At 60.0% G+C, this 12,281-nt stretch carries 15 protein-coding genes; 9 read left to right on the forward strand and 6 right to left on the reverse strand.

All coding sequences use genetic code 11. The annotated features are described in order from the left end of the window. Positions 1-75: 75 nt before the first annotated feature. From LUU92_RS04625 to LUU92_RS04650, 6 genes are all read right to left on the reverse strand, one after another. On the reverse strand, positions 76-1,569 hold the full coding sequence (locus tag LUU92_RS04625; RefSeq protein ID WP_016974289.1) for an RNA polymerase factor sigma-54: 1,494 nt from the start codon (positions 1,567-1,569) through the stop codon (positions 76-78). 184 nt (positions 1,570-1,753) lie between these two features. After that, complete coding sequence (gene lptB, locus LUU92_RS04630) at positions 1,754-2,479, reverse strand: LPS export ABC transporter ATP-binding protein (RefSeq protein ID WP_016974288.1); 726 nt, start codon at positions 2,477-2,479, stop codon at positions 1,754-1,756. Beyond that, positions 2,479-3,012 (reverse strand): lipopolysaccharide transport periplasmic protein LptA, encoded by a 534-nt coding sequence (gene lptA / locus LUU92_RS04635; RefSeq protein WP_032893554.1) that lies wholly within the window; start codon positions 3,010-3,012, stop codon positions 2,479-2,481. The genes lptB and lptA overlap by 1 nt, the downstream gene beginning before the upstream one ends. Next, positions 2,999-3,571: an LPS export ABC transporter periplasmic protein LptC gene (gene lptC, locus LUU92_RS04640; RefSeq protein ID WP_071491151.1), complete on the reverse strand. Its 573-nt coding sequence runs from the start codon at positions 3,569-3,571 to the stop codon at positions 2,999-3,001. The genes lptA and lptC overlap by 14 nt, the downstream gene beginning before the upstream one ends. Before the next feature lie 8 nt (positions 3,572-3,579). After that, a complete protein-coding gene (locus LUU92_RS04645; protein WP_058414321.1) occupies positions 3,580-4,104 on the reverse strand; it encodes a KdsC family phosphatase in 525 nt (174 codons plus the stop codon). Beyond that, positions 4,105-5,079 carry a KpsF/GutQ family sugar-phosphate isomerase gene (locus LUU92_RS04650; protein ID WP_071491152.1) on the reverse strand — a complete coding sequence of 325 codons (975 nt, stop codon included), beginning with the start codon at positions 5,077-5,079 and terminating at the stop codon, positions 4,105-4,107. 298 nt (positions 5,080-5,377) lie between these two features. On the opposite strand from LUU92_RS04650, the gene LUU92_RS04655 reads away from it, so the two are divergent. The 9 genes from LUU92_RS04655 to hisD all read left to right on the forward strand — a co-directional run bounded on the left by LUU92_RS04655 (position 5,378) and on the right by hisD (position 12,280). Next, entirely contained in the window at positions 5,378-6,187 is an 810-nt protein-coding gene (locus LUU92_RS04655; RefSeq protein WP_003171811.1) for an ATP-binding cassette domain-containing protein, read from the forward strand. Beyond that, complete coding sequence (gene mlaE, locus LUU92_RS04660; RefSeq protein WP_003188592.1) at positions 6,187-6,984, forward strand: lipid asymmetry maintenance ABC transporter permease subunit MlaE; 798 nt, start codon at positions 6,187-6,189, stop codon at positions 6,982-6,984. The genes LUU92_RS04655 and mlaE overlap by 1 nt, the downstream gene beginning before the upstream one ends. After that, complete coding sequence (gene mlaD / locus LUU92_RS04665) at positions 6,984-7,451, forward strand: outer membrane lipid asymmetry maintenance protein MlaD (protein WP_017845975.1); 468 nt, start codon at positions 6,984-6,986, stop codon at positions 7,449-7,451. Before mlaE ends, mlaD begins: the two co-directional genes overlap by 1 nt. A gap of 11 nt (positions 7,452-7,462) precedes the next feature. Continuing rightward, entirely contained in the window at positions 7,463-8,110 is a 648-nt protein-coding gene (locus LUU92_RS04670; protein ID WP_071491153.1) for an MlaC/ttg2D family ABC transporter substrate-binding protein, read from the forward strand. Further along, complete coding sequence (locus tag LUU92_RS04675) at positions 8,107-8,412, forward strand: STAS domain-containing protein (protein ID WP_071491154.1); 306 nt, start codon at positions 8,107-8,109, stop codon at positions 8,410-8,412. Before LUU92_RS04670 ends, LUU92_RS04675 begins: the two co-directional genes overlap by 4 nt. 114 nt (positions 8,413-8,526) lie before the next feature. After that, the gene (locus tag LUU92_RS04680) at positions 8,527-8,766 is read left to right on the forward strand and encodes a BolA family protein (protein WP_003188597.1); all 240 of its coding nucleotides are present in this window, start codon (positions 8,527-8,529) and stop codon (positions 8,764-8,766) included. Between the two features lie 23 nt (positions 8,767-8,789). Beyond that, positions 8,790-10,055, forward strand: coding sequence for a UDP-N-acetylglucosamine 1-carboxyvinyltransferase (gene murA, locus LUU92_RS04685; protein WP_010213103.1), 1,266 nt, complete (start codon positions 8,790-8,792; stop codon positions 10,053-10,055). Positions 10,056-10,195: 140 nt separating this feature from the next. Then, positions 10,196-10,831, forward strand: a complete 636-nt coding sequence (gene hisG / locus LUU92_RS04690) for an ATP phosphoribosyltransferase (RefSeq protein WP_003188599.1) — start codon at positions 10,196-10,198, stop codon at positions 10,829-10,831. Between the two features lie 126 nt (positions 10,832-10,957). Continuing rightward, positions 10,958-12,280, forward strand: coding sequence for a histidinol dehydrogenase (hisD, locus tag LUU92_RS04695; RefSeq protein ID WP_257103224.1), 1,323 nt, complete (start codon positions 10,958-10,960; stop codon positions 12,278-12,280). Position 12,281 lies beyond the last annotated feature (1 nt).

The following is a 12,281-nucleotide window of genomic DNA, read 5'->3' on the forward strand; positions in this document are numbered from 1 at the left end:
ACAGCTTCTCCTTCGTTGCCAGTGCATAAAGCGGCAGGCAAAGGCGCCTGCCACTGGAACGCTGTGGCCCGCCCGTCACATCAAACGCTTACGCTCGCTGGAAGGCGCGATCCCGAGGGACTCGCGGTACTTGGCGACGGTTCGACGGGCGACCTGAATGCCTTGTGCCTCCAGTAAACCAGCGATCTTACTGTCACTCAATGGCTTTTTCTGATTTTCCGCGGCAACCAGTTTTTTGATGATCGCGCGGATCGCCGTGGACGAGCATTCACCGCCTTCGGAGGTGCTGACGTGGCTGGAGAAAAAGTATTTCAGTTCATAAATACCCCGTGGGGTATGCATGAATTTCTGCGTGGTCACGCGTGAAATGGTCGATTCATGCATGCCCACCGCTTCGGCGATGTCATGCAGTACCAGCGGCTTCATCGCTTCGTCGCCGTATTCCAGGAAGCCGCGCTGGTGCTCGACGATCTGGGTGGCGACTTTCATCAGGGTTTCGTTGCGGCTTTGCAGGCTCTTGATGAACCAGCGGGCTTCCTGCAACTGGTTGCGCATGAAGGTGTTATCGGCGCTGGTGTCGGCGCGGCGGACGAAACCGGCATATTGCGGGTTGACCCTCAGGCGTGGCACCGACTCCTGGTTCAGTTCCACCAGCCAACGCTCGTTGTCCTTGCGCACGATCACGTCGGGGACGACATATTCGGCTTCGCTGGACTCGATTTGCGAGCCGGGGCGCGGGTTGAGGCTCTGTACCAGCTCGATGACCTGGCGCAGGTCGTCTTCCTTGAGCTTCATGCGACGCATCAACTGGCTGTAGTCGCGGCTGCCCAGCAGGTCGATATAGTCGGTGACCAGGCGCTGGGCCTCGGCGAGCCATGGGGTCTTGGCCGGCAGCTGGCGCAATTGCAGCAGCAGGCATTCGCTGAGGGTGCGCGCGCCGATACCGGCAGGCTCGAACTGCTGGATGCGGTGCAGGACGGCTTCGATCTCGTCCAGTTCGATATCCAGTTCGGGGTCGAAGGCTTCAAGAATTTCTTCAAGCGTCTCGTCTAGATAACCCTGATTGTTGATGCAGTCGATCAGGGTTACGGCGATCAGGCGATCGGTGTCCGACATCGGTGCCAGGTTCAGTTGCCATAGCAGATGGCTCTGCAGGCTCTCGCCGGCAGAGGTGCGGGTGGTGAAGTCCCACTCGTCATCGTCGTTGCTGGGCAGGCTGCTGGCGCTGGTCTGGTAGACATCTTCCCAGGCGGTGTCGACCGGAAGCTCGTTGGGAATGCGTTCGTTCCATTCGCCTTCCTCAAGGTTGTCCACCGTGGGGGCGGTTTCCTGGTAGGAGGGTTCCTGCACATCGGAATTGGGTTTTTGCTCGATGTTATCGGCCAGCGGGTCTGCATTATCGAAGTCGTCGCCTTCTTCCTGGCGTTCGAGCATCGGATTGGACTCCAGGGCCTCCTGGATTTCCTGTTGCAGGTCCAGGGTCGACAATTGGAGCAGGCGGATGGCCTGTTGCAGCTGCGGTGTCATCGTCAGCTGCTGGCCCATTCTCAGGACTAGCGATGGTTTCATGGCAGGGGCTTAACACCTTATTCGCCGGCGCAATGCGCCATCCACGACAGGGCGCGTGAGCGCCAAACATAAGCAAATTATATGCCTGATGTCGGGTGCTTTGCCTAGAGCGCGGTAACAATAAAAATCCGGAGGTTTTCATTGACTCCCGCGCACCTTGGCGAACGCCGTGACACCACGGTGTTTACAGGCGGAACTCGTGACCCAGATACACTTCCTTGACCAGTTCATTGGCCAGGATTGTGGCGGAATCACCTTCGGCAATCAGCTGGCCGTCATTGACGATATAGGCGGTTTCGCAGATGTCGAGCGTCTCACGGACGTTGTGGTCGGTGATCAGCACGCCGATGCCCTTGGCCTTGAGGTGATGGATGATCTGCTTGATGTCGCCGACCGAGATCGGGTCGACGCCGGCAAACGGCTCGTCCAGCAGGATGAACTTGGGTGCAGTGGCCAGGGCGCGGGCGATTTCCACACGGCGACGCTCACCACCGGACAGGCTCATGCCGAGGTTGTCGCGGATATGGTTGATGTGGAACTCCTGCAGCAGGCTTTCCAGCTCCTTGCGACGGCCGTCACGGTCGAGTTCCTTGCGGGTCTCGAGGATCGCCATGATGTTGTCCGACACCGACAGTTTGCGGAAGATCGACGCTTCCTGTGGAAGATAGCCGATACCGGCACGGGCGCGGCCGTGCATTGGCTGGTGGCTCACGTCCAGGTCATCGATCAGCACGCGACCCTGGTCCGCCTGGACCAGGCCAACGATCATGTAGAAGCAAGTGGTCTTGCCGGCGCCGTTGGGGCCGAGCAAGCCGACGATCTGGCCGCTGTCGATCGACAGGCTGACGTCGCGCACGACCTGACGGCTTTTATAGGCCTTGGCCAGATGCTGGGCTTTCAGGGTTGCCATTACTCGGCCTTCTTCTTCGGCTGGATAACCATGTCGATGCGTGGACGAGGCGCGGTGACCTTGTTGCCATTGGCACGACCGGCGTTTGCAATCTGTTTCACGGTGTCATAGGTGATCTTCTCACCTTCCGTGGAGTTGCCATCGGGGCTGAGCACCTTGGCCTGGTCGATCAGGACGATGCGGTTCTGCTGGGCATGGTACTGGATGGTCTTGCCGTAGCCCTTCATCGGTCCGGTATCGGTCGCGGACTGCTTCTGTTCGAAGTAAGCCAGGTTGCCGACCGAGGTCACGACATCGATATCGCCGGTCTTGGTGCGCGTAAGCGTCACGGTATTGCCGGTGATTTTCATCGAGCCCTGCGTGATGATCACGCCGCCGGTGTAGGTGGCCACGCCTTGCTTGTCATCCAGTTGCGCATCGTCAGCTGAAATGTGGATCGGCTGCTGGCTATCGTTCGGCAGAGCCCAGGCGCTCACGCTTCCCAGTGCTGCGCCCAGGCCGAGCAAAATAGGGAGAGTTTTAACGAGCCTCATACTGTCCTCTTACGTTCGATAGCAGGTGTATCCTGCTTTCTTTCAAATACGCTTTCATTCCCTTGCCAGTCGATACACCGCCAGCGCCGTCGATTCTAACGTCTTGCTCGGTCTGCGCATATTGCTTCTGCGGGAATACGGTCATGCGACTGCTGGTGATCACGGTCTCACGGCTTTTATCGTCAGTGCGCGCAATGCGCACCGAGTCGATCAGTTCCACCTCGGTACCGTCCGGGTTGACCTCGCCACGCTTGCTGGTGACGTGCCATGGGAACTCGGTACCGCGGTAAATGTTCATGTCCGGGTTGGTCAGCAGGGTGACTTCGGTGGCCTTCACATGCTCGACCTTGTCCGAGGTCATCTCGTATTGCACCTTGCCGTCAGGCAGGAACTGCACGCTTTTGGCATTGATGGCGTAATAGTCGATAGCGCCCTCGTCAACCTGCGCAGCAGGCTGGTCGAGAAAGCGCTCCGGGCTGATATTCCAGTAGCCCACCGCCAGGAACAGCGCGGCGATGACCCCGAATAACAGGAAGTTGCGAATCTTTTTGCTCGGCATAAAACGCTCTATAAGTAGGCGGCGTGGGCCGCTTCAAGGCTGCCCTGGGCACGCAGGATCAGCTCGCAGAACTCGCGGGCGGCACCTTCGCCACCGCGGGCGCTGGTGATGCCATGGGCGTGTTCGCGAACAAACGCCGCCGCATTGGCGACGGCCATGCCCAGGCCTACTCGGCGAATCACCGGCAGGTCTGGCAGGTCATCACCCAAGTAGGCGACCTGCTCATAGCTTAGGTTGAGTTGGCCAAGAAGCTCGTCCAGAACCACCAGTTTATCCTCGCGGCCCTGATACAGGTGAGGAATCCCCAGGTTTTGTGCACGCCGTTCCACAACGGGCGTTTTCCGGCCGCTGATAATTGCCGTTTGCACGCCCGCCGCCATCAACATTTTGATGCCTTGGCCGTCCAGCGTGTTGAATGTCTTGAATTCGCTGCCGTCTTCGAGAAAGTACAGGCGGCCGTCGGTCAGCACACCGTCAACGTCGAAAATCGCGAGTTTGATATTTTTGCCGCGTTGCAACAGGTCGCTGGTCATCTACATCACTCCTGCACGCAGCAAGTCGTGCATGTTCAGGGCGCCAATCGGGCGGTCGTCGCCATCAACCACCACCAGCGCGCCGATCTTGTGGTCTTCCATGATCTTCAAGGCTTCGGCTGCCAGCATCTCGGGGCGCGCGGTCTTGCCGTGGGGTGTCATTACCGCGTCGATGGTGGCGGTGTGGATATCAATCGTGCGGTCGAGGGTACGGCGCAGGTCGCCGTCGGTGAAGACCCCGGCCAGGCGGCCATCGGCCTCGAGGATCACGGTCATGCCCAGGCCCTTGCGGGTCATTTCCATCAGCGCGTCTTTCAGCAGGGTGCCGCGCTGGACGTGAGGCAATTCATCGCCCGAGTGCATGACGTTTTCCACTTTCAGCAGCAGGCGGCGGCCCAGGGCGCCGCCTGGATGGGAAAACGCGAAGTCTTCGGCGGTAAACCCCCGGGCTTCCAGCAGTGCTACGGACAAGGCATCGCCCATGACCAGTGCGGCGGTGGTGGAGGAGGTCGGTGCCAGGTTCAGCGGGCAGGCCTCGTGGTCCACGTGGACGTTCAGGTTCACTTCGGCGGCCTTGGCCAGCGTCGACTCCGGGTTTCCGGTGATGCTGATCATCTTGATGCCCAGGCGTTTGATCAGCGGCAACAGGGTCACGATTTCGTTAGTCGTGCCGGAGTTGGACAGGGCAAGGATGATGTCATCCTTGGTGATCATGCCCATGTCGCCGTGGCTGGCTTCGGCCGGGTGCACGAAAAACGCGGTGGTTCCGGTGCTGGCCAGGGTGGCGGCGATCTTGTTGCCGACGTGGCCGGATTTGCCCATGCCGACCACCACAACGCGGCCCTTGCTGGCCAGAATCATCTCGCAGGCGCGTACGAAATCCGCGTCAATATGCGCCAGCAAGCCTTCTACGGCTTCAAGCTCGAGGCGGATGGTGCGTTGTGCGGATTGAATAAGGTCGCTGGATTGGCTCATGTCTGAAATCGTATAGCCTGACGAAAAGTCGGCGATTATAGCGGTAATGATCAATTCCCTCACGCAAGTTCGTCAGGGTTTGTTCGCAATGTGCTTGAGATTCAACCCCAGCAACGATTTTTCCCTGTCCCCAATCTGAACAAGCACTGTTCCGGCCTTGGGCGCCTAGTACCAGCAGTGATATAGTTCGCCGCCAGTTCGGTCCGCCCAGCCCACGTGGCCAACTATTGCACAACGGTTGCAAACGTTTGTAGCAAGCGTGGTGTCTGAGTGAGAGGCTGCATCCCAAGGAGTTTAGATGAGTGCCGATAACGCCTACGCGGTCGAGCTGAAGGGACTGACCTTCAAGCGCGGGACGCGCAGCATCTTCAATAACGTCGATATCCGCATTCCGCGCGGCAAGGTCACGGGCATCATGGGGCCTTCCGGTTGCGGCAAGACCACGCTGCTGCGCCTGATGGGCATGCAATTGCGCCCCAGTGCGGGAGAGGTGTGGGTCAACGGCCAGAACCTGCCGACGCTGTCGCGCAGCGATCTGTTCGATGCACGCAAGCACATGGGTGTGCTGTTCCAGAGCGGTGCGCTGTTCACCGACCTTGATGTTTTCGAGAACGTGGCTTTTCCGCTGCGGGTGCATACCCAGCTGTCCGATGAAATGATTCGTGACATTGTGTTGCTGAAACTGCAGGCCGTAGGCCTTCGCGGCGCCATCGACCTGATGCCCGATGAATTGTCTGGTGGGATGAAGCGCCGTGTGGCGCTGGCGCGTGCCATCGCCCTCGACCCGCAGATTCTCATGTACGACGAGCCCTTCGTCGGTCAGGACCCCATCGCCATGGGCGTGCTGGTGCGTCTGATCCGTCTGCTCAACGATGCACTGGGCATCACCAGCATCGTGGTCTCCCACGATCTTGCAGAAACCGCGAGCATTGCCGATTACCTCTATGTAGTGGGCGATGGCCAGGTGCTGGGGCAGGGCACGCCCGAAGAGCTGATGAACGCCGACAACCCGCGCATTCGCCAATTCATGACCGGCGATCCTGATGGCCCGGTGCCTTTTCACTTTCCGGCGGCGGATTACCGCTCAGATCTTCTGGGGAAGCGCTGATGCGCAAGACATCTCTTATCGAGAAGGTTCGCCTTTTCGGTCGTTCGGGCATCGACATCGTCGAAGTGCTGGGCCGTTCGACGATTTTCCTGTTCCACGCATTGCTCGGCCGTGGCGGCATTGGCGGCGGCTTTGGCCTGCTGGTCAAGCAGTTGCATTCGGTGGGCGTGATGTCCCTGGTGATCATCGTGGTCTCCGGGGTGTTCATTGGCATGGTGCTGGCGTTGCAGGGCTTCAATATCCTGTCCAGCTATGGTTCGGAGCAGGCGGTGGGGCAGATGGTCGCCCTGACGCTGTTGCGTGAACTGGGGCCGGTGGTGACCGCTCTGCTGTTCGCCGGGCGCGCGGGCTCCGCGCTGACCGCCGAAATCGGCAACATGAAGTCCACCGAACAGCTGTCCAGCCTGGAAATGATTGGCGTGGACCCACTCAAGTACATTGTTGCCCCACGCCTGTGGGCCGGCTTCATTTCCCTGCCACTGCTGGCGATGATCTTCAGCGTGGTCGGGATCTGGGGTGGTTCGTGGGTGGCGGTGGACTGGCTGGGCGTCTACGACGGCTCCTACTGGGCCAACATGCAGAACAGCGTGACGTTCACTGGCGACGTGCTCAACGGCATCATAAAGAGCATCGTGTTCGCCTTTGTTGTCACCTGGATCGCCGTATTCCAAGGCTATGACTGTGAGCCCACCTCAGAAGGGATCAGTCGCGCCACCACCAAGACCGTTGTGTACGCCTCGCTGGCGGTACTGGGCCTTGACTTCATTTTGACCGCCTTGATGTTTGGAGATTTCTGATGCAAAACCGCACTGTGGAAATCGGTGTCGGCCTTTTCTTGCTGGCTGGCATCCTGGCTTTACTCTTGTTGGCCCTGCGCGTCAGCGGCCTGTCGGCCAGCCCCACTGCCGACACTTATAAACTTTACGCATACTTCGACAATATCGCCGGTTTGACTGTCAGAGCTAAAGTGACCATGGCCGGTGTGACCATCGGCAAGGTCACGGCAATCGATCTGGATCGCGACAGCTTCACCGGCCGAGTGACGATGCAACTGGACAAGAAGGTAGATAATCTGCCGACTGACTCCACTGCATCTATTCTCACTGCGGGTCTGCTGGGCGAGAAATACATCGGTATCAGCGTGGGTGGGGAAACAGCCCTGCTCAAGGATGGCTCGACAATCCACGACACACAGTCGTCGCTGGTGCTTGAGGACCTGATCGGTAAATTCCTGCTTAATACGGTCAATAAAGACGCCAAATGAGGAATCTGTTCATGATCTCTACCTTGCGACGCGGCCTGCTGGTGCTGTTGGCAGCGCTGCCGCTGATGGCTAACGCGGCAGGTTCTGCGCACGATCTGGTGCAGGACACGACCAACAAAATGCTGGCTGACCTCACTGCCAATAAAGAGCAGTACAAGCAAGATCCGAGTAAGTTTTACAACGCGCTCAACACCATTGTCGGCCCGGTGGTCGATGCCGAAGGCATTTCCCGCAGCATCATGACGGTCAAGTATTCGCGCAAGGCGACGCCTGCGCAGATGCAGACCTTCCAGGAAAACTTCAAGAAAGGCCTGTTCCAGTTCTACGGCAACGCGCTGCTCGAGTACAACAACCAGGGCATTACCGTTGCGCCTGCCGGGGACGAGTCGGGTAATCGCACCAGCGTCAACATGAGCGTCAAGGGCAATAACGGTGCCGTCTACCCTGTGCAATACACGCTCGAGAAGGTCAACGGCGAGTGGAAGCTGCGCAACGTGATCATCAACGGTATCAACATCGGCAAGCTGTTCCGTGATCAGTTCGCTGACGCGATGCAGCGTAATGGCAACGACCTGGACAAAACCATCAACGGTTGGGCCGGTGAAGTCGCCAAAGCCAAGGAAACATCCGATAAAGAAGCCGGGAAGCCTGTGCAATGACCGAGTCGGCTGTTCGTCTTGGCGACGCCGGTGAGTTGTTCCTCAGCGGCGTGCTGGATTACCGCACCGGGCCTGAGCTGCGCAAGCAGGGTCAGGCGCTGATCAAGACCAGCACTGCGCCCGCGTTGGTGCTGGATTGTTCTGCCGTGACCAAGTCCAGCAGCGTCGGCTTGTCGCTGCTGCTGTGCTTCATGCGTGATGCTGAGGCGGCCAGGAAGCCGGTCAGCATCCGGGCATTGCCCGAAGACATGCGCGAAATCGCCGAAGTTTCCGGTCTGACCGAGCTGCTGGCGCATCCTTAATACACATTATTAAAGAAGCCCCCCGTCAGAGTCCTGCTATGCGGGGTTCGCAGGCGCGGGGCTTTTTTGTATGATGTGCGACCCGCGCGCACTGGGCGCCGATAGAGGTTGAGCATGCAGGCCCTAGAAGTTAAGAGCTTTCTTGAAGGAAAGCTGCCGGAAACGACCGTTGAAGTTGAAGGCGAAGGCTGCAACTTCCAGCTGAACGTGATTAGCGATGAACTGGCGGCACTCAGCCCGGTCAAGCGTCAGCAGCAGATCTATGCCCATTTGAACCCGTGGATCACCGATGGCAGCATCCATGCGGTCACTATGAAATTTTTCAGCCGCGCGGCCTGGGCCGAGCGCACCTGAGCCCCCAAGGCGTCGAGATTCTTATGGATAAATTGATTATTACCGGCGGTGCCCGCCTTGATGGCGAGATTCGCATCTCCGGTGCAAAAAACTCCGCCTTGCCGATCCTGGCAGCGACCCTGCTGTGCGATGGCCCGGTGACCGTGGCCAACCTGCCGCACCTGCACGACATCACCACCATGATCGAGTTGTTCGGTCGCATGGGTATCGAGCCGGTGATCGACGAGAAACTGGCTGTCGAAATCGACCCGCGCACCATCAAGACCCTGATAGCACCGTACGAACTGGTGAAAACCATGCGTGCGTCGATCCTGGTGCTTGGCCCGATGGTTGCCCGTTTCGGCGAAGCCGAAGTCGCCCTGCCTGGCGGTTGCGCCATTGGCTCGCGTCCGGTTGACCTGCACATCCGTGGCCTTGAAGCCATGGGCGCCGTTATCGACGTCGAAGGCGGCTACATCAAGGCCAAGGCGCCGGAAGGCGGCCTGCGTGGCGCCAATTTCTTCTTTGATACTGTCAGTGTGACCGGCACCGAGAACATCATGATGGCCGCTGCCCTGGCCAAAGGCCGCAGCGTCCTGCAAAACGCCGCGCGCGAGCCGGAAGTGGTCGACCTGGCCAACTTCCTGAACGCCATGGGCGCGAAGGTTTCCGGTGCGGGCACCGACACCATCACCATCGATGGCGTAGAGCGTCTGCACACCGCCACCTACAAGGTAATGCCTGACCGCATCGAGACCGGTACCTACCTGGTTGCCGCCGCCGTCACCGGTGGCCGCGTCAAGGTCAAGGACACCGATCCGACCATCCTGGAAGCGGTCCTGGAAAAGCTGCGCGAAGCCGGTGCGGAAATCACGACCGGTGAAGACTGGATCGAGCTGAACATGCACGGCAAGCGTCCCAAGGCCGTCAACGTGCGTACCGCTCCGTACCCGGCGTTCCCGACCGATATGCAAGCGCAGTTCATCTCCCTGAACGCGATTGCCGAAGGCACCGGTGCCGTGATCGAGACCATCTTCGAAAACCGCTTCATGCACGTGTACGAATTGCACCGCATGGGCGCGAAGATCCAGGTCGAAGGCAACACCGCCATCGTCACCGGCACCGAAAAACTCAAGGGCGCGCCAGTCATGGCCACCGACCTGCGTGCATCGGCCAGCCTGGTGATCTCGGCGCTGATCGCCGAAGGCGACACCCTGATCGACCGCATCTACCACATAGACCGTGGTTACGAGTGCATTGAAGAAAAACTGCAGATGCTCGGCGCGAAAATCCGCCGCGTACCGGGCTAGTCCCGGAAGCTGTAACGGTGGGGGGAGGGTAATCTCTCTCCACAGGATTTGTTTCAAGTCGAGGCTGTAATGGCCTCGATCTGTGTCCGGCGCCGTTTGCGACCGGACCGCAATAGCCTGATAAAGGATTGACGTTTCCCATGTTGACCATCGCACTGTCCAAGGGCCGCATCCTTGACGACACGTTGCCGCTTCTGGCTGAAGCGGGCATCGTGCCGACCGAGAATCCGGACAAGAGCCGCAAGCTGATCATCCCCACGACCCAGGACGACGTGCGCCTGTTGATCGTGCGCGCTACCGACGTGCCGACCTACGTTGAACATGGCGCGGCCGACCTCGGCGTCGCCGGTAAAGACGTGCTGATGGAATACGGTGGCCAGGGCCTGTACGAGCCGTTGGACCTGCGTATCGCCCTGTGCAAGCTGATGACCGCCGGCCGTGTCGGTGATGTGGAGCCGAAGGGCCGCCTGCGCGTGGCGACCAAGTTCGTCAACGTCGCCAAGCGCTACTACGCCGAGCAAGGCCGCCAGGTCGACATCATCAAGCTTTACGGCTCGATGGAGCTGGCGCCGTTGATCGGCCTGGCTGACAAGATCATCGACGTGGTCGACACCGGTAACACCCTGCGCGCCAACGGTCTTGAGCCGCAGGACTTCATTGCCGACATCAGCTCCCGTCTGATCGTCAACAAGGCATCGATGAAGATGCAGCACGCCCGTATCCAGGCGTTGATCGACACGCTGCGCAAGGCAGTGGAGTCGCGACACCGCGGTTGACCTACCCGCGCGGCCCAGGGTCGCGCCCGTCTATCCGCCTCATAGCCAGAATTCTCAGGTGCCCAAGCGGATCGACTGCTAACGTTCGGCGCCTGAGCATTTTGCCAATCCTATGAGGCCCTCGCTATGACCACGTCCACTGCAATTGCCCGACTCAACGCTGCCGACCCGGATTTCGCCCATCATCTGGATCATCTGCTGAGCTGGGAAAGCGTGTCCGACGATTCGGTCAACCAGCGGGTGCTCGACATCATCAAGGCCGTGCGCGAGCGCGGTGATGCGGCGCTGGTGGACTTCACCCGCCAGTTTGACGGTCTGGACGTCAAGTCCATGGCTGACCTGATCCTGCCCCGCGAACGCCTGGAGCTGGCCCTGACGCGCATCACCGCGCCGCAGCGCGAAGCCCTGGAAGTGGCGGCGGCGCGTGTGCGCAGCTACCACGAAAAACAGAAACAGGACTCCTGGAGCTACACCGAGGCCGACGGTACTGTGCTGGGCCAGAAGGTCACGCCGCTGGACCGCGCCGGTTTGTACGTGCCGGGTGGCAAGGCTTCGTACCCTTCATCGGTGCTGATGAACGCGATCCCGGCCAAAGTGGCGGGCGTGACCGAGGTGGTCATGGTGGTGCCAACGCCGCGTGGTGAAATCAACGAGCTGGTGCTGGCAGCGGCCTGCATCGCCGGTGTCGATCGGGTTTTCACCATCGGTGGTGCCCAAGCCGTTGCCGCCCTGGCCTATGGTACTGAAAGCGTACCGAAGGTCGACAAAGTGGTCGGCCCCGGCAACATCTATGTTGCCACTGCCAAGCGCCATGTGTTCGGCCAGGTCGGTATCGACATGATCGCCGGCCCTTCGGAAATCCTCGTGGTGTGCGACGGTCAGACCGATCCGGACTGGATCGCCATGGACCTGTTCTCCCAGGCCGAGCACGACGAAGACGCCCAGGCGATCCTGGTCAGTCCGGACGCCGAGTTCCTCGACAAGGTCGCGGCCAGCATCAATAAGCTGCTGCCGACCATGGAGCGCGCCGAGATCATCGAGAAATCGATCAATGGCCGTGGTGCGCTGATCCTGGTGCGCGACATGGAGCAAGCCATCGACGTGGCCAACCGCATCGCGCCGGAGCACCTGGAGTTGTCCGTCGCCGACCCACAAGCCTGGCTGCCGTCGATTCGCCACGCCGGTGCGATCTTCATGGGCCGCCACACCAGCGAGGCCCTGGGCGACTACTGCGCAGGCCCGAACCACGTGCTGCCGACTTCCGGCACCGCGCGTTTCTCGTCGCCGCTGGGGGTGTATGACTTCCAGAAGCGTACGTCGATCATTTTCTGCTCGCCGCAGGGCGCTTCCGAGCTGGGCAAGACTGCCTCGGTGCTGGCCCGTGGCGAATCCCTCAGCGCGCACGCCCGCAGCGCCGAATACCGCATCCTTGAAGAGAAGGGGAACTGAG

Origin of the sequence: Pseudomonas extremorientalis (genome assembly GCF_024584605.1) — a bacterium.
GTDB classification, from domain to species: domain Bacteria; phylum Pseudomonadota; class Gammaproteobacteria; order Pseudomonadales; family Pseudomonadaceae; genus Aquipseudomonas; species Aquipseudomonas extremorientalis.